General features: G+C 66.7%; 23 protein-coding genes. 14 read left to right on the forward strand and 9 right to left on the reverse strand.

What is annotated here, in order from left to right; genetic code table 11:
• Nucleotides 1–39 precede the first annotated feature (39 nt).
• The 3 genes from pgmG to LRA89_RS05390 form a co-directional block, all read right to left on the reverse strand.
• Nucleotides 40–1,407, reverse strand: coding sequence for a phosphoglucomutase/phosphomannomutase PgmG (gene pgmG, locus LRA89_RS05380; RefSeq protein ID WP_230769325.1), 1,368 nt, complete (start codon nt 1,405–1,407; stop codon nt 40–42).
• Between the two features lie 301 nt (nt 1,408–1,708).
• Nucleotides 1,709–1,963, reverse strand: a complete 255-nt coding sequence (locus LRA89_RS05385) for a J domain-containing protein (protein ID WP_056495886.1) — start codon at nt 1,961–1,963, stop codon at nt 1,709–1,711.
• 7 nt (nt 1,964–1,970) lie between these two features.
• Entirely contained in the window at nt 1,971–2,771 is an 801-nt protein-coding gene (locus LRA89_RS05390; protein WP_230769326.1) for a division plane positioning ATPase MipZ, read from the reverse strand.
• Nucleotides 2,772–2,851: 80 nt separating this feature from the next.
• On the opposite strand from LRA89_RS05390, the gene panC reads away from it, so the two are divergent.
• Both panC and LRA89_RS05400 read left to right on the forward strand, forming a co-directional pair.
• Nucleotides 2,852–3,691 (forward strand): pantoate--beta-alanine ligase, encoded by an 840-nt coding sequence (gene panC, locus LRA89_RS05395; RefSeq protein WP_230769327.1) that lies wholly within the window; start codon nt 2,852–2,854, stop codon nt 3,689–3,691.
• Nucleotides 3,692–3,895: 204 nt separating this feature from the next.
• On the forward strand, nt 3,896–5,473 hold the full coding sequence (locus LRA89_RS05400) for a GMC family oxidoreductase (RefSeq protein ID WP_230769328.1): 1,578 nt from the start codon (nt 3,896–3,898) through the stop codon (nt 5,471–5,473).
• Between the two features lie 211 nt (nt 5,474–5,684).
• On the opposite strand, the gene LRA89_RS05405 is transcribed toward LRA89_RS05400, so the two are convergent.
• The 4 genes from LRA89_RS05405 to LRA89_RS05420 form a co-directional block, all read right to left on the reverse strand.
• Nucleotides 5,685–5,876, reverse strand: coding sequence for a hypothetical protein (locus tag LRA89_RS05405; RefSeq protein WP_156349197.1), 192 nt, complete (start codon nt 5,874–5,876; stop codon nt 5,685–5,687).
• Nucleotides 5,877–5,886: 10 nt separating this feature from the next.
• Nucleotides 5,887–8,547, reverse strand: coding sequence for a pyruvate, phosphate dikinase (gene ppdK, locus LRA89_RS05410; protein ID WP_230769329.1), 2,661 nt, complete (start codon nt 8,545–8,547; stop codon nt 5,887–5,889).
• A 115-nt stretch (nt 8,548–8,662) separates the two neighbouring features.
• Nucleotides 8,663–10,912, reverse strand: a complete 2,250-nt coding sequence (glyS, locus tag LRA89_RS05415) for a glycine--tRNA ligase subunit beta (RefSeq protein ID WP_230769330.1) — start codon at nt 10,910–10,912, stop codon at nt 8,663–8,665.
• Entirely contained in the window at nt 10,909–11,775 is an 867-nt protein-coding gene (locus tag LRA89_RS05420) for a glycine--tRNA ligase subunit alpha (protein ID WP_230769480.1), read from the reverse strand. Before LRA89_RS05420 ends, glyS begins: the two co-directional genes overlap by 4 nt.
• Before the next feature lie 217 nt (nt 11,776–11,992).
• Between LRA89_RS05420 and LRA89_RS05425 the strand changes: the two genes are divergently transcribed.
• The 7 genes from LRA89_RS05425 (at nt 11,993) to pth (ending at nt 16,032) form a co-directional block, all read left to right on the forward strand.
• Complete coding sequence (locus tag LRA89_RS05425; protein ID WP_055760886.1) at nt 11,993–12,187, forward strand: hypothetical protein; 195 nt, start codon at nt 11,993–11,995, stop codon at nt 12,185–12,187.
• Between the two features lie 364 nt (nt 12,188–12,551).
• The gene (locus tag LRA89_RS05430) at nt 12,552–12,971 is read left to right on the forward strand and encodes a hypothetical protein (protein ID WP_230769331.1); all 420 of its coding nucleotides are present in this window, start codon (nt 12,552–12,554) and stop codon (nt 12,969–12,971) included.
• Nucleotides 12,968–13,171 carry a helix-turn-helix transcriptional regulator gene (locus LRA89_RS05435; RefSeq protein ID WP_055760894.1) on the forward strand — a complete coding sequence of 68 codons (204 nt, stop codon included), beginning with the start codon at nt 12,968–12,970 and terminating at the stop codon, nt 13,169–13,171. Before LRA89_RS05430 ends, LRA89_RS05435 begins: the two co-directional genes overlap by 4 nt.
• Nucleotides 13,161–13,598, forward strand: a complete 438-nt coding sequence (locus LRA89_RS05440; RefSeq protein ID WP_230769332.1) for a hypothetical protein — start codon at nt 13,161–13,163, stop codon at nt 13,596–13,598. The genes LRA89_RS05435 and LRA89_RS05440 overlap by 11 nt, the downstream gene beginning before the upstream one ends.
• Nucleotides 13,595–14,443: a TraB/GumN family protein gene (locus LRA89_RS05445; RefSeq protein WP_230769333.1), complete on the forward strand. Its 849-nt coding sequence runs from the start codon at nt 13,595–13,597 to the stop codon at nt 14,441–14,443. The genes LRA89_RS05440 and LRA89_RS05445 overlap by 4 nt, the downstream gene beginning before the upstream one ends.
• Before the next feature lie 254 nt (nt 14,444–14,697).
• On the forward strand, nt 14,698–15,384 hold the full coding sequence (locus LRA89_RS05450; RefSeq protein ID WP_055760903.1) for a 50S ribosomal protein L25/general stress protein Ctc: 687 nt from the start codon (nt 14,698–14,700) through the stop codon (nt 15,382–15,384).
• An 81-nt stretch (nt 15,385–15,465) separates the two neighbouring features.
• Nucleotides 15,466–16,032: an aminoacyl-tRNA hydrolase gene (gene pth / locus LRA89_RS05455; RefSeq protein WP_230769334.1), complete on the forward strand. Its 567-nt coding sequence runs from the start codon at nt 15,466–15,468 to the stop codon at nt 16,030–16,032.
• Nucleotides 16,033–16,182: 150 nt separating this feature from the next.
• Here pth and LRA89_RS05460 read toward each other — a convergent pair whose 3' ends face one another.
• Complete coding sequence (locus LRA89_RS05460; protein ID WP_055760908.1) at nt 16,183–16,458, reverse strand: hypothetical protein; 276 nt, start codon at nt 16,456–16,458, stop codon at nt 16,183–16,185.
• Between the two features lie 222 nt (nt 16,459–16,680).
• Nucleotides 16,681–17,400 carry a metallophosphoesterase family protein gene (locus LRA89_RS05465; protein ID WP_230769335.1) on the reverse strand — a complete coding sequence of 240 codons (720 nt, stop codon included), beginning with the start codon at nt 17,398–17,400 and terminating at the stop codon, nt 16,681–16,683.
• A gap of 289 nt (nt 17,401–17,689) precedes the next feature.
• On the opposite strand from LRA89_RS05465, the gene LRA89_RS05470 reads away from it, so the two are divergent.
• The 5 genes from LRA89_RS05470 to LRA89_RS05490 all read left to right on the forward strand — a co-directional run bounded on the left by LRA89_RS05470 (nt 17,690) and on the right by LRA89_RS05490 (nt 23,143).
• Nucleotides 17,690–18,211, forward strand: a complete 522-nt coding sequence (locus LRA89_RS05470; RefSeq protein WP_230769336.1) for a glycosyltransferase — start codon at nt 17,690–17,692, stop codon at nt 18,209–18,211.
• Entirely contained in the window at nt 18,208–18,729 is a 522-nt protein-coding gene (locus LRA89_RS05475; RefSeq protein ID WP_230769337.1) for a glycosyltransferase, read from the forward strand. Before LRA89_RS05470 ends, LRA89_RS05475 begins: the two co-directional genes overlap by 4 nt.
• A 204-nt stretch (nt 18,730–18,933) precedes the next feature.
• Entirely contained in the window at nt 18,934–19,503 is a 570-nt protein-coding gene (locus tag LRA89_RS05480) for a polysaccharide biosynthesis/export family protein (RefSeq protein WP_055761539.1), read from the forward strand.
• Nucleotides 19,504–19,625: 122 nt separating this feature from the next.
• Complete coding sequence (locus tag LRA89_RS05485; RefSeq protein ID WP_230769338.1) at nt 19,626–20,933, forward strand: outer membrane beta-barrel protein; 1,308 nt, start codon at nt 19,626–19,628, stop codon at nt 20,931–20,933.
• Between the two features lie 77 nt (nt 20,934–21,010).
• Entirely contained in the window at nt 21,011–23,143 is a 2,133-nt protein-coding gene (locus tag LRA89_RS05490) for a GumC family protein (protein ID WP_230769339.1), read from the forward strand.
• The last annotated feature ends 77 nt before the right edge of the window (nt 23,144–23,220 follow it).

Below are 23,220 nucleotides of genomic sequence, written 5' to 3' on the forward strand. Positions count from 1 at the left end.
CGAAAAGCCAGCCTGCGCGGCGGATCGGTGCGCCGCCCGCTACCCGCGCGTCACGCCGGACAGCGCCAGTTGCCCGTCGATCTGCGCCAGCAACCGCGCCAACCCCTCGGGCGTGGCGGACTCGGCGCGCGCGGTCAGCACGTCCTGCGTGTTCGACGCGCGCAGCAGCCACCAGCCGTCGGGCGTCGTCACCCGCGCGCCATCGGTGCGGTTCACCGCGACCCCCGCCGCATCCAGCCTGCCCAGCACCTCATCGATCACCGCGAACTTGCGCGCCTCGTCGACCTGAAAGCGGAGGTCGGGCGTGTCGACCATCACCGGCATTGCCCCGCGCAACTCGGTCAACGAACGGCCCGACAGGTGGATCGCGCGGATCAGCCGCACCGCGGCATAAAGCGCATCGTCGAACCCGTAATAGTCCTGCCCGAAGAAGAGATGCCCCGACATCTCGCCCGACAAGGGCGAGTTCGTCTCCTGCATCCGGCGCTTGATATGGCTGTGGCCGGTCTTCCACATGCAGGGGGTCCCGCCCAGCTCGGCGATACGGTCGAACAGCCCCTGCCCCGCCTTCACATCGGCGATGATCGTGGCACCGGGCAGTTCCTTCAGCAGCGGTTCGGCGAGGATCGCGAGCAACTGGTCGGCCCACACCACCCGGCCCGCGCCATCGACCGCGCCGATCCGGTCGCCATCGCCATCGAACGCCAGTCCGAAATCGAGCCGCTTGTCGGCGACAAGCCGCCGGAGATCGGCAAGGTTCGCCTCCTCGGAAGGATCGGGATGATGGTTGGGAAAATTGCCGTCCGCATCGGTGAACAACAGATGATGCTCACCCGGCAGGAGCTGCACCAGCTTCTCGATCACCGGGCCGGCGGCACCATTGCCCGCGTCCCAGCCGATACGGTAACTGCCCCCGGCATAGCCGGCCATCAACCGACCGACATAGTCGTCCTCGACGACATGGTCCAAAACGGTGCCGTCGCCTACCTCCCAGTCGCCCGCCGCCGCCATGCGGCCCAGCGTCTGGATGTCCTCGCCGAAGAACGGGCGATGCTGCGCCACCATCTTGAAGCCGTTATGGTCGGCGGGATTGTGGCTGCCGGTTATCTGGATGCCGCCATCCACCTCCAGCACTGCCTCGGCATAATATAGCATCGGCGTCGGCCCCAGCCCGACGCGCACCACATCGACCCCGCTCGCGATCAACCCCGCGACCAGCGCCGCCTCCAGCGCGGGCGACGAAAGCCGCCCGTCACGCCCCACCACGACGCGCGTGCCGCCAGCGCGCCGGACGATCGTCGCGAAACTCCGCCCGAGCGCATGGGCATCCGCCGTCCCCAGCGTCTTTCCCACGACTCCGCGAATGTCATACTCGCGCAGCGACGTCGGGTGGAAGTGGTGGCGCATGCTGGTTTCCCCGGCCGTGGCGGCTCATCGACGAGCCATGAGAAGAAAGTCTGGTTCTCGCGGAGGCGCGGAGGAAGGAAGAAGATTTTTCGCGCAGAGGCGCAGAGGCGCAGAGAGGTTGCAGGCGTGACGGCTGTACCGATCCGGCGAAGCCTCTCGCTGGCTGGCCCCGAAATGGAGAGCCGCTATCGCGGCAGATGCAACGCCTCTCCGCGCCTCTGCGCCTCTGCACGAAAAACCCTTCTACTTCTTCCTCCGCGTCTCCGCGCCTTCGCGTGAACCCACCTTCTTCCGACCCGACCTAATGCCGCAACCGCCCCAACAGCACATCCCGCGCCGCATTGATCCGCCGCGCCAGATCGGCCGACCCGCCGCGATCGGGGTGGACCGCCTGCATCAACCGCCGGTGCGCCGCGCGGATGTCGGCGACGCTCGCGTCCTTGCCGAGCCCCAGGATCGCCCGCGCCTCCGCCTCGCCGCCGACCTTTTTGGGCTTGGCGCGCAACCACAGCCAGAAGGCGAGGATCGCCGCGACGATCAGGACCAGTTTCAGCATGGACGGTTCAGGCCGCCGCCGGAGCCGAGGCGGTGGTTTCGGGCAGTTGCAGCCCGCCCATCATCTCGCGCAGTTCCTGCCGTGCCGCGACATGCGCCAGCCCCATCTCGCCGAACTCGCCGCGATCGAGCATGGTGAGGCCCGAGGGAAACAGCTCGCGATAGACCACCCGTTCGGACAGTCCCGGCACGGTGCGAAACCCGACCCGCTTCGACAACTGGGTGATCGCTTCCGACACGCGGCGCATGTTGCGCGCCTCGATATGCTGCAGGCGGTTGCGCAGCACGATCCAGTCGATCGTCGATCCATCGGCGCGCGCGCGGTGCTTGCGCGTCTCCCAGATCAGTTCGGAATAGAAGCTCGGCCGCGTTACCTTGAACGTGTCGGGGTCGACATGGCCGATCAGGTCGAAGTCGACGAAGCTGTCGTTCATCGGCGTGACCAGCGTGTCGGCGTTGGTGACGGCGATCCGCGCGAAGCGGTCGTCGCGCCCTGGCGTGTCGATCACCAGGAAATCGGCATGTTCGGTCAACCGCCCCAGCGCGTCGTTGAACCTGTCGAGACTCTCGCCGTCATGCGTCTCGTATACTGGCATCGGCAGGTTGCGGCCGGTGCGCTTCATCGTGTCGCGCCGGTTGTCGAGATAGCGCCCCAGCGTGCGCTGGCGATGGTCGAGGTCGAAACACGCGACCCGCGCGCCGCGCGCCGCCAGCGCGATCGCGACATGGACCGCCGTCGTCGACTTGCCGGTGCCGCCCTTCTCGTTGGCGAACACGATGACGTGCAACCGATCCGTGCCCTCGTCCAACTTTACGCCCATCCTTGTTGAAACCCGGCGACTTGCCCCATAGAAGCCGCTCCCCCGTCCATATCGAAGGGCCATCGGCCGTGCAAATTATCCGTCGGTTGGAGGCGCTTCGCCAAGCCCTCGATCTGTATGCCCACGCCGGCGAGGGCGTCGCGCTGGTCCCCACCATGGGCGCGCTCCACGCCGGGCACATGGCGCTGGTCGATGCCGCGCGCCGCCGCGCGCCCCGCACCGTCGTCTCGATCTTCGTGAACCCCAAACAGTTCGGCCCGGGCGAGGACCTCGCTCGTTATCCACGGCGCGAGGCGGCCGACGCGCAGATGCTGGCCGACCACGGCGTCGACATCCTGTGGGCGCCCGAGGTGGACGAGATGTACCCGGCCGGGTTCGCCACTACCGTTTCGGTATCGGGGGTGAGCGAGGTATTGGACGGCGCGCACCGCCCCGGCCATTTCGACGGGGTCGCCACCGTCGTCGCCCGGCTGTTCGGGCAGGTGCGCCCGGTCGCCGCCTTCTTCGGCGAAAAGGATTTCCAGCAACTGGCGGTGGTCCGCCGCATGGTCGCCGACCTGAGCCTGCCCGTCGAGATCGTCGGCGTGCCGACCCAGCGCGAGGACGACGGCCTCGCCCTGTCCTCGCGCAACATCTACCTCGATGAAGCCGAACGCGCCCGCGCCGTGGCACTCCCCCGCGCGCTGGGCGTCGCCGAACGCGCGCTCTCGCGCGGCGACGATCCCGCCAGCGCGGTGGCCGGCGCGCTTGCCGCGCTCACCCGCGCGGGCTTCGACCCCGACTACGTCGCGCTGGTCGATGCCGAAACGCTGCGCGATCCGGTGCGTGGCCGCCCCGCCCGGCTGCTGGCGGCGGCGCGGCTCGGCACCACCCGCCTGATCGACAATATCGCGGTGGATTTCGACTGAAGGGGAAGCGGAAGACCCTCATCGTCATTCCCGCGAAGGCGGGAATCCATAGACGCTGACGCTGCGATTCTGATCCGATCAGTGCGTTTATGGATTCCCGCCTTCGCGGGAATGACGGGGGAAGCCTACATTCCAAAAGCGGGACGCCCACGGCGTACCCACCCCCTTGGCCCGGCCGTCCCCCACCGCCTACACCGCAACCCCATGATCCCCGACGAAGCAGACATTGTGGTCATCGGCGCGGGATCGGGCGGATCCGCCGTCGCCGGTCGCCTGAGCGAGCGCACCGACCTCACCGTCGCGCTGCTCGAAGCGGGGGGCCGCAACGACGACTGGCGCACGCGGATGCCATCGATGGTCGCGGCCCCGCCGCGCGCCGCGCGCTATTCGTGGCGCAGCGTGCCACAGCCCGGACTGAACGGCCGCCGCAGCCATCAGCCGCGGGGAAAGGGCCTCGGCGGATCGTCGGCGGTCAATGCCATGCTTTATGTCCGGGGCCACGCCGGCGATTACGACGGCTGGGCGGCGCTCGGCTGCCCCGGCTGGAGCCATGACGATGTCCTGCCATGGTTTCGCGCCGGCGAAGCCAACACGCGCGGGAGCGACGCATGGCACGGCGACGCCGGCCCGCTGCCGGTCTCCGACCAGCGCGATCCCGACCCCGGCACCGCCGCCTTCCTCGCCGCCGCCGCGCAGGCCGGCCTTCCCGCCAACCCCGACTTCAACGGCCGGCACCAGGACGGCGCCGGTCTGTATCAGGTGACGCAGGCGCGCGGCGAACGCTGGTCCGCCGCCCGCGCGTATCTGACGCCGCGCGCCAACCTGTCGATCGGCACCGATGCGCTGGTCGAACGCATCCTGTTCGAAGACGGTCGCGCATGGGGTGTCGCCTATCGCCATGGCGGGCGGCGGCGGATCCTGCGAGCGCGCGGCGGGGTGGTGCTGGCCGGCGGCGCGTTCGCCACGCCGCAACTGCTGATGCTGTCCGGGCTGGGGCCGGCGCAGCACCTCGCCGATCATGGCATTCCGCTGCTGCGCGACCGGCCCGCGATCGGCAGCGATCTTCAGGACCATCTCGACTACAGCGCCTGCTTCACCACCGCCGCGCCGCATTTTCGCCGGGGCACCCCGCCCGGCCGGATCGCCGCCGCCCATGCGCTGCTGCGCTGGGCGACCACCGGGCGCGGTCCGGGCACCACCCCTTATGCCGAGGCCGGCGCATTCCTGCGCACCACCCCCGACGCGGCCGTCCCCGACATCCAGCTCCATTTCGTCGTCGCGCCCATCGAGGATCACGGCCGTACCCGGATCGCCTCGCACGGCTTCGCCTGTCGTGCCTGCCTGCTGCGGCCCGACAGTCGCGGCACGGTACGGCTGGCGACGCGCGACGCGGCGGCGATGCCGCTGATCGATCCCGCCTATCTCTCCGCCCCGGACGATCTCCCCCGGCTGATGGCCGGCGTCCGCGCGATGTACCGCATCCTCCACGCCCCGGCGCTGGCCGCGTTGGACGGCCGCGATCGCTGGCCGTTCGACGATGCCATGACGCTCGAAGCGCTGATCCGCGCCCGCGCCGACACCCTCTATCATCCCGTAGGCACCGCCCGCATGGGGAACGACGACGACGCCGTCTGCGATCCGCAATTGGCGGTACGCGGCGTCGAGCGGCTGTGGATCGCCGACGCCTCGGTCATGCCGCGCATCATCGGCGGCAACACCAACGCCGCGACGATCATGATCGGCGAACGCGCCGCCGACTGGATCGCACGCGCGCTGCGGTAGGGGTTGAATCTGCCAACGCGGGTATGGTGCCGGATCGACATTCAGCCAGACGGCGGCTCCTGCATCTCCCCTCCCTGACAGGGAGGGGTTGGGGGTGGGTAGGCCGGTTGTGGAGCGCGCACGTTTCCTCTCGGGCCGACCCACCCCCGGCCCCTCCCTTGTCAGGGAGGGGAGCAGATTCGGACGGCATTTCGTTGAATGTCGATCCCGCCTAGAACGTCACCCATTCCGGCCCGCCGGGCGACACCACATCCTCGACCTTGTCACCGATCTTCGTCACCGCCAGCAACAGCGCGATCACGACGATCAGGTCGATGACGATCACCGCCCCCCAGACAAAGGCCGGATGGAACGGGCCGATCCGGTCGAACCCGTCGCGCGTCACGCCCGCCGCATCCCTCATCTGGCCCCCCTCACTTGGCCAACGCCGCCTGCGCCGCCGCCAGCCGGGCGATCGGCACGCGATACGGGCTGGCCGACACGTAATCGAGCCCGACCTTCTCGCAGAACGCGATCGACGCCGGATCGCCGCCATGCTCGCCACAGATGCCGAGCTTGATGTCGCCCCGCGTCTTGCGCCCGCGCTCGGCGGCCAGTTCGATCAGCTCGCCCACGCCCTCGACATCGATCGAAACGAACGGATCGCGCGCGTAGATGCCCTGCTCGACATAGGCGCCGAGGAACCGGCTGGCATCGTCGCGGCTGACGCCCAGCGTCGTCTGGGTCAGGTCGTTGGTGCCGAACGAGAAGAATTCGCCCACCTCGGCGATCTCGCCGGCCTTCAATGCCGCGCGCGGCAGCTCGATCATCGTGCCGACCAGATATTCGATCCGCCGTCCCTTGTCGGCGAACACCGCCTCGGCCGCCTTGTCGACCACCGCCTTCATCAGCTCCAGCTCGCGGCGGGTGCCGACCAGCGGGATCATCACCTCGGGGATCGGCGCATCGCCCGATTTCTCGGCGACGATCACCGCCGCCTCGAAGATCGCGCGCGCCTGCATCTCGTAGATTTCGGGATAGGTCACGCCCAGCCGACACCCGCGATGCCCCAGCATCGGGTTGAACTCGTGCAGTTCGGCCGCCCGCCGCTTCAACTGCTCGACCTCGATTCCTGCAGCCTGCGCCACCTCGGCGAACTCGGCTTCCTCATGCGGCAGGAATTCGTGCAGCGGCGGATCGAGCAGGCGGATGGTGCAGGGCAGCCCGACCATCACCTCGAAGATCTCGACGAAGTCGCTGCGCTGTTCGGGCAGCAGCTTGTCGAGCGCGGCGCGACGCCCCGCCTCGTCCTCGGCGAGAATCATCTGCCGGACCGAGGTGATGCGCGACTGTTCGAAGAACATATGTTCGGTGCGGCACAGGCCGATGCCCTCCGCGCCGAAATCGCGCGCGGTGCGGCAATCGAGCGGGGTTTCGGCGTTGGCGCGCACCTTCAACCGGCGGACGCCATCGGCCCATTCCATCAACGTGCCGAAATCGCCGGCCAGCTCGGGCTGGACGGTCGCGACCGCGCCCGCCATCACCTCGCCGGTCGCGCCATCGATGGTGACGATGTCGCCTTCGCGAATCTCCCGGCCGGCGACCTTCATCACCCCCGCCTTCGCATCGATCGAGATCGACCCCGCGCCCGACACGCACGGCCGCCCCATGCCGCGCGCGACGACGGCGGCGTGGCTGGTCATCCCGCCCCGCGCGGTCAGGATGCCACGCGCCGCGTGCATGCCGTGAATATCCTCAGGGCTGGTTTCGGTGCGGATCAGGATCACCGCGTCGCCCGCGTTCGACCGGCGCTCCGCCGTATCGCTGTCGAACACCGCGATGCCGCTCGCCGCCCCCGGCGACGCCGGCAGCCCCTTGGTCAGCACGTCGCGCGTCGCGTTGGGGTCGAGCGTCGGGTGGAGCAACTGGTCGAGCGCCTGCGGATCGACCCGCGCGATCGCCTCCTCGCGGGTAATCAGCCCTTCCTCGGCCATGTCGACCGCGATCTTGAGCGCCGCCTTGGCGGTGCGCTTGCCCGAGCGCGTCTGGAGCATCCATAGCTTGCCCTGCTGCACCGTGAATTCGATGTCCTGCATGTCGCGGTAATGCCGCTCCAACCGGTCGAACACGGCGGCCAGTTCGGCATAGGCCTCGGGCATCGCCTCTTCCATCGACAGCGGCTTGGCGTTCGCCCCCTCGCGCGCCGCCTTCGTCAGATATTGCGGGGTACGGATGCCCGCGACCACATCCTCGCCCTGCGCGTTGATGAGGAATTCGCCGTAATAGGCATTGTCGCCCTTCGCCGGATCGCGGGTGAAGGCGACGCCGGTGGCGCTGGTGTCGCCCATGTTGCCGAACACCATCGCCTGCACGTTGACGGCGGTGCCCCAGTTGGCCGGAATGTCGTTCAGCCGGCGATACACCTTCGCACGATCCGCCTGCCACGATCCGAACACCGCGCCGACCGCACCCCACAACTGGTCATGCACGTCCTGCGGAAACGGCTTGCCCCACAATTCCTCGACCAGCGCCTTGTATTCGGCGACCAGCGCCTGCCAGTCGGCGGCGGTCATCTCGGTATCGAGATAATAGCCGCGATCTTCCTTGGCGATCTCCAGCGCTTCCTCGAACCGGCCATGGTCGAGTTCGAGGACCACGTCCGAATACATCTGGATGAAGCGGCGATAGCTGTCCCATGCGAAGCGCGCATCGTCCGACACCTGCGCCAGCCCCTCGACCGTGCGGTCGTTGAGGCCGAGGTTGAGCACCGTGTCCATCATGCCGGGCATCGACACCCGCGCGCCCGAGCGCACCGACACCAGCAGCGGATCGCTTTCGTCGCCGAAGGTCTTGCCGGTGATCCCCTCGATATGGGCGATGCCGGTCGCGACCTCGTCGCGCAGCGAGTCAGGGAACGCCTGCCCTTCGTCGTAATAGCGGGTACACATCGTCGTCGCGATGGTGAACCCCGGCGGCACCGGCAGGCCGATAGAGGCCATCTCGGCCAGGTTCGCGCCCTTGCCGCCCAAAAGCGTCTTGTCGCCCGATCCGCCGTCCGACACCCCGCCGCCGAAGCGATAGACATACTGGGTCATGCTGCCGTGCAATCCTCATGCTGTCCGCTGGATCGGGCACAGGCCCGCAGCGGGGTATCGTGATTCGCGAGCCTCAAAGGCCATGGCGTCCCGTTAAACGGGTTAAACCGTCAGGTCATCCCTCGATTTTGGCAAAGTCGGCAACGCTATGCACCGCGCCACGCACCCTTGCCAGCAACGCCAGCCGCGCGGCGCGTTTCGCCGGATCGGCATCGTTGACCGTCACCTCGGTAAAGAACGCATCGATCGGCGCGCGTAAGGAGGCCAGCGCCGCCATCGCCTCCTCGAACCGCTCGCCTTCGATCGCGGCGGCCGCGCGCGGCTCGGCCGCATCGAGCGCGGCGATCAACGCCGCCTCGGCCGGTTCGGGGGCATAGTCGCGGGCGACCTCGCCCTCGACCGGGCCTTCCTTCTTCAGAATATTCGCCGCCCGCTTGTACCCGGCGAGCAGGTTCGCGCCGTCCTCGGTGGTGACGAACCGCTGGAGGCCATGGACGCGCGCGAGGAGGCGGATGAGATCCCGCTCACCGCCAATGTCGTCGTCGCCCCCCAGCATAACAATAGCGTCGATGATGTCATGCCTGACACCATTACCCCGTTGCTGAACCTTGAGACGATCGACAAGGAAATCATAAAAATAGTCGCGAGCGACGACGATACCGATATTATAGGGTCGGTTAAAACCGGCAAATGCCACGTCAAAAAGATCATAAGCGGACCTTCGAAGAACATTCTCTTGCAACAACGCAAGAATGCCAAGCGCGGCTCGCCGAAGTGCAAACGGATCTTTCGAGCCAGTTGGCCGCTCGTCAACTCCGAAGAACGAAACAATCGTATCCAGCTTATCCGCCAGCGCCAGCGCCACCGTCACCGGCGCAGTCGGAACATCATCCCCCTGCCCGACCGGCTTGTAATGGTCGCGCACCGCCTCGGCCACCTCACGCGCCTCGCCCTGCGCGGCGGCGTAATAGCCGCCCATCAGCCCCTGCAATTCGGGAAACTCGCCGACCATGCCGGTGACGAGATCGGCCTTCGCCAACCTGGCGGCACGCTCCGCCATAACGGCGAGCGCCTCCCTCTCCCCTTCAGGGGAGTTCCGGGTCGGTTGTGCCCCCGGCACAACCTCAACAGCGCGGGGCGCTGTTGACCCGGAACTGGTCGGGGAGAGGGGCGTGTCCACGAGCGCCGCGCTGGAAGTAGAAGAGGTCCCCTCTCCCAACCCTCTCCCCTCAAGGGGAGAGGGCTTTATGACGCCCGACTCGACCAGCCAGCGCGCCAGCTTCGCCACCCGCTCGACCTTGTCGGCGACCGTGCCGAGTTTCTCGTGAAACACGATCTTCGCAAGCTTGGGTCGCAGCGCATCGAGCGGCGTCCGCAGATCGGTCTCGTAAAAGAACTTCGCGTCGGACAGCCGTGCCGCCAGCACCTTGGCGTTGCCCGCGACGATCCGCTCGCCGCCATCGGCCGCGTCGATGTTCGCGGTGCAGACGAAGGCATTCGCCAGCCGCCCCTCGCCATCGCGGCACACGAAATATTTCTGGTTCACCCGCGCGGTTAACTGGATCACCTCGGGCGGCACCGCCAGATAGGCAGCGTCAAAGCGCCCGATCAGCGGCACCGGCCATTCGGTCAGCCCGGCATTCTCCGCCAGCAGTCCCTCGTCCTCGACTAGCTCCAGCCCCGCGCCGCGCGCCGCCATCTTGGCACCAACCGCGATGATCGCCGCGCGCTCGTCCTGATCGACGATCACATGACAGGCGCGCAATTTCTCGACGTAATCGCCCGCCGACCCAATCGTAATCTCACCCGGGTGATGGAAGCGATGCCCCAGCGTCATCGCCCCGCTGCTCACGCCCGCGACCTCGCATGGCACCACGTCGCTGCCGAACAGCGCGACGATGCCCTGCAACGGCCGCACCCAGCGCGGACTTTCGGGGCTGAGCGACACCGCGCCCCAGCGCATCGACTTGGGCCACGGAAACGCCCGCACGATCGCCGGGATCGCCGCGCCCAGCACGTCGGCGGTCCGCCGCCCCGGCACCTCGGTCACGGCGAACAACACGCCGTCACGCTCGGTCAGCGCCTCGCGCGTCAGCCCGGTCTTGCGCAGGAACCCTTCGAGCGCCTGCGGTGGCGCGGACGCACGCGGCCCCTTCACTTCCTCGCGCACCGCCTGCGTGGCCTCGGGCAGGTCATGCGCGATCAGCACCAGCCGCCGCGGCGTCGCATAGGTGGTGATACGTGGGCTCGCGATCCCCGCCTTGGCGAGCTCGGCGACGAACAGCTTGGCCAGATCCTCGCGCGCACGCGCCTGCATCCGCGCCGGAATCTCTTCGGAGCGCAGCTCCAGCAGGAAATCGCTCATGCCACCCACCCCGGAAAGCGTGCCTGCCATTCGGGCGTCCGCATCTCGATCCACTTCTGGCACGATCCCTTCGCCAGATCGCGGACGCGCGCGATATACGCCTGCCGCTCGGCGACCGAGATCACGCCGCGCGCACCCAGCAGGTTGAAGATATGGCTCGCCTCGATCGCCTGTTCATAGGCCGCGATCGGCACGTCGGCGGCCAGCGCATTCTCACACTCGGCCACCGCCTTGCGGAACAGGTCGAACAGCGACTCGGTGTCGGCGACCTCGAAATTCCACTTCGACATCTGCTTCTCGTTTTCGAGAAACACGTCGCCATAGGTCACGCCGGAATCATTGAACGCCAGGTCGTACACGCTGTCCTTGTCCTGGATATACATGGCCAGCCGCTCCAGCCCATAGGTCAGCTCGCCCGCCACCGGCTTGCAGTCGAACCCGCCCATCTGCTGGAAATAGGTGAACTGGGTGACTTCCATCCCGTCGCACCACACTTCCCAGCCCAAGCCCCATGCGCCCAGCGTCGGCGACTCCCAGTCATCCTCGACGAAACGGATGTCGTGGTGGGTGAAGTCGATCCCGATCGCCGCCAGCGATCCCAGATACAGTTCCTGCAAGTCGGGCGGCGAAGGCTTCAATATCACCTGATACTGGTAATAATGCTGCAACCGGTTCGGGTTTTCGCCATAGCGGCCGTCGGTCGGGCGACGGCACGGCTGGACGAAGGCGGCGTTCCACGGTTCGGGCCCCAGCGCCTTTAGCGTCGTCGCCGGGTGGAACGTCCCCGCCCCCATGCGCATGTCATAGGGTTGCAGGATCACGCAGCCCCGATCGCTCCAATAGTCGTGGAGGGTCAGGATCATCTTCTGGAAACTGAGCGGGGCGGACACGGAGCCTCGTCGCGTAAGGGAAAACAGGCCCCAGCGCCTAGCGCCTGCCCGCCGCGCGGGTCAAGCGACCCCCGTGTCACGATCACACGATATTATGTCAGGTTGTATTGACAATAAGCGCGAACCACTCGATACATAGTCAGGTAAGCACGACACAATGTCAGCATTCAACGACACAGGGGATTATCCGATGGCATCGCAACCGGCACGACGCAGCCCCAGCCTGCTGGCGATCGGCTTCTTCATCCTCGTGGTGTTCCAGGGGGTGAAGCTCGATCTGCCGCGGGTCGTCACCGTGCCGCTCCCGGTCGCGGTCGATACCGCCCACGGCATCGCCATCGCCGCGAAACTGGGCGACGCCGCGATTTCGCTGAGCTGGCGCTGACAGACTCCGCGACAAGAAACACCACCCCAACCCCATCGTCACCCCGGACCTGTTCCGGGGTCCACCGTCCCGCAGACGCACCCGACGTTGCCTTGTTGGAACCGTAGACCCCGGAACAAGTCCGGGGTGACGAAGGAGGGGAAAAGACCCGCCCTTTCCGTCATCCCGGCGAAGGCCGGGATCCATGGACCCGAAACGCTGCGACAAGAAGCGCCACTCCACCCCCATCGTCACCCCGGACCCGTTCCGGGGTCCACCGTTCCGCAGACGCACCCACCGTTGCTGTCACGGCACCGTAGCCACCGGCACAAGTCCGGCGTGACGACCGAACAAAAAGCCCCACCCCCATCCGAAAGGCCCCCGCATGCCCGACCCCCAATGGGGCGAACGCCGCGCCACCGCCCGGCAACGCGCCCGCCGGCGCTGGATCGCCGGTATCACCGCCGTGGTCCTCGCCTCGCCCTTCGCGCTCCACCATGGATCGAAACATTATGCGGCAAGTGGCGGCGCGATGCCCGACGGCCGGTTCCCGCTGTGGATACCGATCCTCTACTGGCTCCTCGTGGTCGCGATCGCGATCGCCGGCGTGATCCGCCTCTACCGTACCAGCGACGAATTCGAACGCCGCCGCCTGATCGACGGTTTCGCGGTCGGCGGGCTGTTGCTCGGGCTGCTCGTCCCGCCGCTCTTCTTTCTCGATTTGAGGTTCGGCCTTATCTACGCATGGCTGGCGGCACTCCTCGCCGGCCTCGCCACCTTCACGCTGCGCCGGTCCACGCCATGAAGAACCGGCTGAAGGTGCTGCGCGCCGAACGCGACTGGAGCCAGGCCGAACTCGCCGGGCGGCTCGACGTGTCGCGGCAGGCAGTGAACGCGATCGAGACCGGCAAGCATGATCCCTCGCTCCCGCTCGCCTTCCGCATGAGCCGATTGTTCGCGCTGCCGATCGAGGATATTTTCGAGGATGATGTCGATGCACGATAACTGGGCCACCACGCGCGAACGATCCCGCAAGCGGCGGCGGTGGCAATGGGTCGGACTGGCGGTGGTTCTCGTCGTGCTGGCACCGATCGCCGCGTCGTTCGGGCTGGGGCTGGTCGAAGGCATCTGGTCGGTGCGTGATCCGGGGACGAGCGTCGGCACGCGCGACCATATCGGCTATGTCGGCGTCGCGATGACGATGCTCGTGGCACTCGCCGTCCAGTATCGGCTGTGGCGCGCGGCCGACGAGGTCGAACGCGGTCAGATCGCCACCGCGCTGTCGCTCGCCGCGATCGTCGCGTTGACCACCTTGCCCGTCCTGTCGCTGGCGCAGCGTCCGCTCGGCCTGCGCAACCCGGCGATGATCGGCTGGGGGCTGGCCGCCGCGACGCTGATCGCCACGCGGATCGTCCAGCGGCTGCGCGGATGATTGCCCGCCTGGCTGCCGCGCTGCTCTACTGGGTCGCGCTGGCCAGCCCGCTCGCCGCCCCGCTGCCGCTCACCCCGGCGCTGTGGGTGGCGCGGGGGAACGGCGCGACGGTATGGCTGTTCGGAACGGTGCATCAGCTACGGCCGGCCATGCCATGGCTGACCGGCCGGGTCGCGCAGGCATTTGCGGCGAGCGACACGCTGCTGCTCGAACTGGTCGCGCCCACGCCCGTCGAAACCGCCGCCACGCTGGCGGCGGTCGCGCAGCCACAGCCGCTTCCTGCCGATCTGCGCCGCCACCGCGACGCCCGCGCGGCGGCGCTGGGCTTTCTGCCCGGCTCGTTCGACCGCCACGGCGCATGGTTCGCCGCGACCTCGATCGGTGGCGCGCGGCTGGCGCGCGCCGGCTACACCAGCACCCCCTCCCCCGAAACGCTGCTCGCCCGGTTGGCCGGACGCACCGGCAAGCAGGTCGTCGGGCTGGAAACCCAGCGCACCCAACTCGGCATGTTCGCTGCGCTGCCGGCATCGGTACAGCGGCGGATGTTGGCGCAGGCGCTGTCGGGGGACGGCGTGGCGACGATGGACCGGCTGGTCGCCGCATGGGGGTCTGGACAGGTGTCCGCGCTCCGCACCTTGCTCGACACCGACATGGCGGCCGCCGGCCCGGCGTTCCGCGCGACCCTCCTCGACCGTCGCAACGCCGCCTTCGCATCCGCCATCCGCCGGCGGATGACGCCCGCGACGACATTGTTCGTCGCCATCGGCACCGGGCATCTGCTGGGTCCCGGCGGCGTGCCCGCGCGCCTCGCCGCCAGCAGCATGGTGATCGAACGGGTGCAATAGGGGCGGATAACCCGCTTTTTCCCGACCCTGTCCTACACCGGCCGGTGCCACTATTCCTTGTTCCGCCCTGCCGTTCCGGGCCGCCGGTCGGCGGCACCGTACCGACGTCGCTAGTGTAAACTTTGTAAACTTTGCCGCGCTTGCCTTTTTTGCCATTCTCGCCTAGTCGCCCGCGCTTGTCCGTTACGCCGGGGTCATCCCTGGAGGTCCGGCGCGGCCAATATCTGCAACACCGTATCTTTAAGGAAGACAAGATGAGCGACACGCTGCACCTGTCGGCCGAGACGCGCGACCGGGTTGGCAAGGGAGCCTCCCGTGCCCTGCGTCGCGATGGCCGCGTCCCCGCCGTGATCTATGGCAACAAGGAAGAGCCCCAGGGCATCCACCTGAACGCCCGCGAACTGATGAAGCAGCTCATGACGGGCCACTTCATGAATTCGGTCATCATGGTCGACGTCGGTGGCAAGAAGGTGCGTACGCTGGCCAAGGACGTCGCGTTCGACGTCGTCTCGGACCAGCCGATCCATGTCGACTTCCTGCGCATCTCGAAGAATGCGACCGTGACCGTTGCCGTGCCCGTGACCTTCGTCAACGAAGACGAAGCCCCCGGCATCAAGCGCGCCGGTGGCGTGCTGAACGTCGTGCGCCACGAAATCGAACTGGTGGTCGAAGCGTCGAACATCCCGACCGAGATCGTCGTCGATCTGACCGGCCGCGAAGTCGGCGACTCGATCCACATTTCGGAAGTGTCGCTGCCGAACGGTGCCGAACCGGCGGTCGAGGACCGTGATTTCACCGTCGCCACCATCGTGCCGCCGACGGTTCCGACCGCCGCGGACGAAGCGCTCGACGCCGAAGTCGCCGAAGCACAGTCGGCCGAAGCCGCTGCCGAGGCGGAAGCCGAAGCGGCCGCCGACGAAGAGGACAAGGCCGAGGGCTGATCCGCCCTTTCGCCGGTATCTTGATGGAGCGGGGCGGCCGGACACGGCGGCCCCGCTTCTTCGCGTTTGGAGGCTAAGTGTATGAAAATATGGGCAGGTCTGGGCAATCCAGGGCCGCAATATGCGATGCACCGCCACAATATCGGCTTCATGGCCGTCGATTCGATCGCCGAGGTCCATGGCTTCGCCGCCCCCCGGCGTGGCTTTCAGGGCTGGGTCCAGGAAGGCCGGATCGGCCCGGACAAGGTGCTGTTGCTCAAACCCGGCACCTGGATGAACGAAAGCGGCCGGGCGATCGGCGAGGCGATGCGCTTCTACAAGCTCACTCCCGCCGACGTGACCGTGTTCCACGACGAGCTCGACCTCGCCCCGTTCAAGCTGAAGGTGAAGACCGGTGGCGGCCATGCCGGCCACAACGGCCTGCGTTCGACCGACCAGCACATCGGCCCCGACTTCCGCCGCATCCGACTGGGCATCGGCCATCCGGGCCACAAGGACCGGGTAACGCCGTACGTTCTCGGCAATTTCGCCAAGGCCGAACTGGACGACCTGACCGACCTGCTCGGCGCGGTCGCCGCCGAATCGCCATGGCTGGCGGCTGGCGACGACGTCCGCTTCATGAACGAAATCGCCCGCCGCATGGTCTAGGCACGACTGCGACTACCAGACCAACGCGACCGGCGACTCGCTCGCCAGAACTCCGGCGACCAGCGCCGGACACGACAACGGCGCCGCAGCCTGTTGCTACGACGCCGTCGCTACCGTTCGATCAGCGAGCCTGACCGGCCCGCCCGTCGCTTAGTTCGGGCTCGAGTCGCTACCGCCACTGGCCGCGACGACGATGATCGAGATGAGCACGATGCCGCCGATGATCGCCGGGATCAACAGGCCACCGGCCGCAATGAACTCGGCGTCCTTGGCAACCTTGCGCTTCGCCGGAGCGGTCATCGACTGCACCGGGGCATTCACCGCCGGGAACGCCGCGCTGCCCGCGCGCTGGCCTGCCATCGCGACCGTCGAACCGGCCATCACATATCCCGCAAGCGCGATTGCGAGCGCACCCTTCTTCAGCATCGTTCGCCTCCCGTTGCGCGCGCATCGATGATGTTGCGGCGCGAAAATCATGTCCCCCGGTACTGCATCCGGGCATTTGCGTCAACCACGGCACCTATTTTTGCACTGCCGCAAAACAAGCATCGCGAAAGAATAACCATGGGCCGTGACGATCCGTTCCCGATGAGGTCCCGAATTTCAATGTACTCCGCGCGAGGTAAACAAGCGGTTAGGGAGCACCGTTCATGCGCCGACCGTCAGCACTTCGCTGCGATCACCTTCCAGATATATCGCCGACAACCGTCCGGTCCGATAGGCACCGGTATCGATTCCGATGCGGTTGGGGCGAATCTGCACCGTCGGCTCGATGCTGTGGCCATGCACGATCACCGCGCCGTGATCGCTTTCATCGTACAGAAAATCGTCGCGAATCCACAACAGGTCCTCGCGGGCCTGCCGCCGCAACGGCACGCCGGGACGAACCCCGGCATGGCAGAAGAAATAGTCGCCCGACTGCGCGGTGAGCGGCAGTCGCTGCATCCACTGCACCCATTGCCGCGGGATCGCCACGCGCGCCCGGCGCAGGAAATCGCGCATGTCGTCGTCCGGCCCCGGCGGATTGATGCCGAAACTGCGCAGCGTGTCGCGCCCGCCGACGTTCAGCCACCCGCGCAGCGTGGCCATATCGCCGGCCAGCGCGCGCAGCATCGCTTCCTCATGATTGCCCTGCAGGACGATCACCCGGTCGCTACGGGTTTGAAGATCATGAAGAAATTCGAGGACCTTGGCGCTGTTGCCACCACGGTCGATCAGATCGCCGATGAACATCAGGTGGAGCGACTCCACCGGCGGCAACCTTGCCGAATGGTCACCGATCACATCGACCATTTGGCGCAGCAGATCGTAGCAGCCATGAATATCGCCGACAGCATAGATACGTTCGCCTGAATCCGTGCTTGGCAAGGCTGCGGTTCCCGATATAGCGTGAGGTAAGGGGTTATTTGGGGGAAGAGACGGGTCGCGTCTATGCCGGGTACGACAAGGCGGTCAATGCACGGCAGCGAAGCGCCGGACGCATGATTTCACCGCCGGGTTCAAGCGGCAGCGCATCGTCGATATTGCCGATATGGTTGCAGCGGAAAGGCCCGGGTGGAACGCATGGCACACGATCGCCGGCACGCTTGCGTCTGACCCGGACCGCCATGGCCTGTGTCCCAAATCCGGGCCCGTGCTATCGCTGCGGACCGATTCGATGATCGATCCCGCCATAGCCGACGGGATCGCCATAGCTGGCGCCCCTCGTCGCTCCGACCAGCTCGTCACCCGCCCGCGTGTCCTGCTGGTCGCATCGGCCGGCGGCCACTGGATCGAACTGGCACGGCTCAGCGCGGCGTTCGAGGGCTGCGAGTGCCAGTTCGTCAGCACCGCCGGCGGCATGGTCGCGCCGGACGATGGCGCGCCGGTGCTACAGATCAGGGACAGCTCGCGCGACACGTTGCCCGACATGTTGCGCAGCGTTCGCGCCATCTGGAAGATCATCCGCGAGCACCGCCCCGACATCGTCGTCTCGACCGGCGCCGCACCCGGCGCGATCGCGCTCGTCCTCGCCAAACTGCATGGCGCGCGCACCGTGTGGATCGACAGCATCGCCAATGGCGACGAACTGTCGATGTCGGGCCGGGCGGTCCTGCCCTTTGCCGATCTTCGACTGACGCAATGGGCGCATCTGACGAAGCGCTATCGTCACCTGCGATATTTCGGACAGATATTGTGATTTTGCTGTCGGTCGGCACGCAGTTGCCGTTCGATCGCCTCGTCCGGGCTGTCGATGACTGGGCGCTCGCTACGGCGCGCGACGATGTCGTCGGCCAGATCGGTCCTTCGAGCTACCGGCCGCAAACGATCCGCGCGTTCGACTTTCTCGACCATGGACGCTTCCGCGCGCTTCAGGCGGACTGTTCGCTGATGGTCAGCCATGCGGGCATGGGATCGATCATCACCGCGATGGAACTGGGCAAGCCGATCATCCTGCTCGCCCGCGATCACCGGCTGGGCGAACATCGCAACGCGCACCAGACGTCGACCATTCGCCACTTCGCCCAGCTTCCCGGCGTCTATGCCGCGCGCGATACCGCCGAGGTCGTGGCGCTGCTCGATCGGGCGGATACGCTGCTTGCCCGCCCGAGTGCCAGTACCAGCGCTCCGCCCGAATTCACCGAGCGGCTGGCCGACTGGCTCCATACCCCGTCTCGCCCCACCTTGTTGCAGCGGATCGCGCGGCGTCTGCGATAGCTGCTGGCTACGGGCCGCTCCTTGCACAGACAAGGCCGGGCATCGCCGCGCGGAACACTGGATCAGCGGCAATATTCATACCAAGGAACAACGCGATTCCGGCCTGTTCCGCCATTTTGCGGCGGGCCGTGTTCTTGTAAATGCCCGGACGTACCGATACAGGACATATGTCGGGGCAGGTAAACAAGGCGGGTGCGCGTGAAGATGAAAGCGGTTTTCGGCGGCGCCATGATTCTTGCGCTGGCCGCCTGTTCGAGTTCGGAACCCCCGCCGCTGTCGAGCGGCGACCGGTATGTCGCCGATGCCAATCCTGCCGAAGCCTATCCGCTCGGTGCGGGGGACAAGATCCGCCTGACCGTGTTTAACGAACCGACCCTGTCCGGCGAGTTTTCGGTCGGCACCGACGGTCAGTTGTCGCTGCCGCTGATCGGCAACGTGCCCGCGCTCGGCAAGACCACCGGCGATGTTGCCGCGCTGGTCCAGGGCATGCTGGCGGACGGCTATCTGCGCTCGCCGCGGGTCGCCATGGAAGTCATCAACTACCGGCCGTTCTTCATTCTCGGCGAAGTCCGTGCGCCGGGCGAATATCCCTATGTCAGCGGCCTCACCGTCCTGAACGCGGTGGCGACCGCCCAGGGCTTTACCCCGCGCGCGCGCCGGTCATGGGTCAATATCCGCCGCTTCGGTGAGCAGGCCGAGCTTCGCTACGAACTGACGCCGAACCTGCGCGTCTGGCCGGGCGACACCATCCGCCTCGCCGAGCGCTATTTCTGAGTCGACGTGGCGCAAGCCGGATCGCGCGGGCCGACCGTCCCGCTCCATCGTCCGGTGACCAACCGGCGGGGAGGTGTCGCATGCGCGGGGAAGTGAAGCTCGTTCCGTCGAATTCATACCGCTTGAAGCCATGGCAGCGTGCGGTGTTGTCGAGTGCGATCGGCACACCGGCGGTATTGGCGGGTGGCGCGGCACAGGCGCAGTTAAACCCGTCGCTGATCCGCACCGTCGTCCTGCCCGATTTCAGCCGCGACCGGAACCAAGGCGTTACCGAGCGCGCCCGCCCCGATTTCGACGCGATCGGCGTGCAGGTCGGCTCGTTCCTCATCAACCCGCAATTGTCGGTAGCGACCGGTGCCACCAGCAACGTGCTGCTGACCGACGCCGATCGTCGCGGCGATATTTACACGGTTTACGAGCCGGCGTTGCGGGTCGCGTCGAACTGGTCGGTCCACCGGATCGCGCTGGATGCGGTCGGCGACATACGGCGCTACGCATCGACACCGGCCCGCAATCAGGACGCAGGCTATGTCAATGCCCAAGGCCGGCTAGACGTCAGCCAGCAGATCACGGTCGTTGGAGAAGGACAGATCAGCCGGGTGTTCGAATCACCCTTCTCCGACGACTTGGTCGTCAACCAGACCTATTTCTCGCACTTCACGCGAAGCAGCGCGTCGATGCGCGGCATCTACGCCAGCGGGCGACTGCGCGCGACGGCGATCCTCGACCACAGTGACTACAGCTTCGCGCCGATCCGGTTCACCGATGGCCGCACAGGATCACAGTCGTTCCGCGACCGGACGATCGATCGGGGAACGGCGATCGCGGAATATGGCGTGACGCCGACCGTCGCCTTCTACGCCCAAGCGGTGTACGACCGGACGCGCTACCCCAATCTGCTGGCGGGCAATCTGGCCAACCGCGATTCGAACGGCACGACGGTGATCGGCGGCGTGAGCTTCGACATCGCCGGCCTGATGCGCGGTGCCGCCGGGATCGGCTATACCTCGCGCAACTATCTCGCGGCGCGGTTCAACGATGCCAGCGGCATCTCGCTGCAGAGCCGCCTCGATTTCTTTCCGACCGAACTCACCACGGTCGGTGTGTCACTCCAGCGTCAGATCCAGGATGCGAACCTGGGCAACGGTAGCGCGTTCATCGACAACCGCATCGGCCTCAACGTCGACCACGAACTGCTGCGCAACCTGATCCTGAGCGCCAACGCCAATCGCATCCGGCGCAGCTATTTCGAGAATGACGCGCAGACCAACGTCACCCAGGCAGGCGCTTCCGCCCGGTTTCAGATGACCCGGTCGCTCAGCTTCGACCTCAACACATCTTATGGCGCGGTGGTGCCGGTCGGTGGCCTGCGCCTCGGCGTGAAGTCCACCGAATGGCGCGGGCAGGTTTCCGTACGGATACGGCGGTAACGGCGATCCGGTTTTTGTGATATGGAATGATATGGTGCGGAACCTTTTCGGGAATCGCACGTGGGGAATGAGCCAGAATGAAAGTTTCCAACGCAGCGGCCGGATATGAAACGCGGTTGGCCGACGTGGTCCGCACCGCGAAGGACGTCATCCGCCGCCGCTATCTGACGCTGGCGGCGATCACGCTCGCCGTGACGGCGATCGGTGTCTTCCTGACGCTGAGGATCACCCCGACCTATCAGGGTGTCGCGAAGATCCAGATCGATCCGTCGCGCAACCCGCTCACCCGCAACCAGAGCGAGGCGAACGCCCAGTTGGCGAGCGAGGCGATCGAAACCGAAGTGACCAACCTCGGCTCGATGGATCTTGTCCGCACCGTCGTGCGCCGCCTGAACCTCGTGAACCATCCCCAGTTCCGCGGCATCTGGCAGGCGCGTGCCGAAAAGACCGGGCCTGTGTCCGATACGGAAAAGGTCGAAATGGTCGCCGCCGCCGTGCGCAGCGACGTCAGCGTCTCGCGCGACAAGCTGACCTATATCCTGCTCGTGCGCTACAGCTCGCCCGATGCGGACATCGCCGCCAAGGTCGCCAATGCGATGGCCACCGCCTATCTCGACAACAAGGTGGGCAGCCGTATCGGCACCGCCGAGCGCCAGTCGAAATGGTTCGAATCGCGCATGGCCGATCTGGTGCAGGAAGTCCGCGTCGCCGACGAGCGCGTCGCGCAATATCAGGCACAGGCCGGCATCGTGCGCGGCGCATCGAACAATTCGGGCACGATCACCGACCAGCAGGTCGGCCCGCTCTCGGTCCAGCTCGCCAGCGCCGAATCGATCGCCGCCGAAGCACGCTCGAAACAGACCTCGGCGCAGCAACAGGTCAGCCGGGGTACGCTCGACACGGTATCCGATGTGCGCAATTCGGCGACGGTGCAGGATCTGCGCCGCCAGCGCGCGCTATTGATGCAGGCGAGCGCCGAAATGGAAGGCCGCTACGGCAACCGTCATCCCGACTATCTGAAGGTCCGCGATCAGCTCGAAGGGCTCGACAAGCAGTTGGCCGAAGAATCGCGCCGCGTCGTCAGCTCGCTGCGCTCCGATGCCGACGCCGCCGATGCGCGTGCCGCCAGCCTGCGCTCGTCAATGCGCGCGCTGGAGGAGCGTCAGGCGAACAATGCCCGCGCCTCGGTGATCGCCGCCAGCCTGCAACGCGACGCCGACAGCAAGCACGCCGCCTATGACCGGCTGTCGCAGCTTGCGCTCGAAAGCCGTCAGGCGGCGCAGAACTCGATCGCGCAGGCGCAGATCATCGAAGCCGCGCAAACGCCGCGTGCCCCAAGCTGGCCGAACAAGCCGCTGCTGTTCATGGTGTCGTTCCTCGTCGGCCTTGCCGCCGGTATCGCGGTCATCACCACGCAGGAACTGATGGTGTCGGGGCTGCGCACCGTCGAGGAGGTCGAGGAGAAGCTGGGCGTCCCGCTGCTCGCCGCGATCCCCAACGTGCGCAAGAACACGCGACCGGCGAATCTGCTGATCGAAAAGCCGACGTCGCAGTTCGCCGAGGCGCTGCGCAACGCCCGCGCCTCGATCCTCGGTGTCCGCGAAAAGGACCGGCCGCAAATCATCGCGCTGACGTCGGCACTGCCGTCCGAGGGCAAGACCACCACGTCGCTCGGTCTGGCCCGCACGATGGCGATCAGCGGCGATCGTACGATCCTCGTCGATGCCGACGTCCGCCGTGCGATGCTGCGCAACATCCTCGACACCAGCAGCACCGGTCCGGGCATCGTCGAGGTGCTGCATGGCGAAGTCGGGCTCGATGAGGCGATCCAGCCGAGCGGTGTCGAGAATCTCGACCAGATCCTCGTGCAGAAGCCGTATTTCAGCTCGGAGAACATGTTCGGCAGCGGCCAGATGCAGACGATGCTCGACGAGCTGAGCAAGCGCTACGACACGATCATTCTCGATCTTCCGCCGCTCGTCGGTCTGGCCGATGGTCGCTTCATCGCCGCGCTGGCCGATGCGGTGGTGCTGGTCATCAAGTGGGATACGACTCCGGCCGATGCGGTCATCTCGGCCGCCGACCATCTGAAGTCGGACGGTGCCAATCTGGTGGGGGCCATGTTCACCATGGTCGACCAGAGCTCGAAGGCGGCCGGTGCCTATTATTACTACACCAAGCAATATTCGTCCTACTATCAGACCACCTGATCGGCGGTCGGGGGAGCGGGTCGACGCGGCCCCTCCCCCACCGATGGCAAAGCAGAGCTGGCGGGCAGGCGCAGTAA

The organism is Sphingomonas sp. Leaf4 (assembly GCF_920939515.1).
Taxonomy (GTDB): domain Bacteria; phylum Pseudomonadota; class Alphaproteobacteria; order Sphingomonadales; family Sphingomonadaceae; genus Sphingomonas.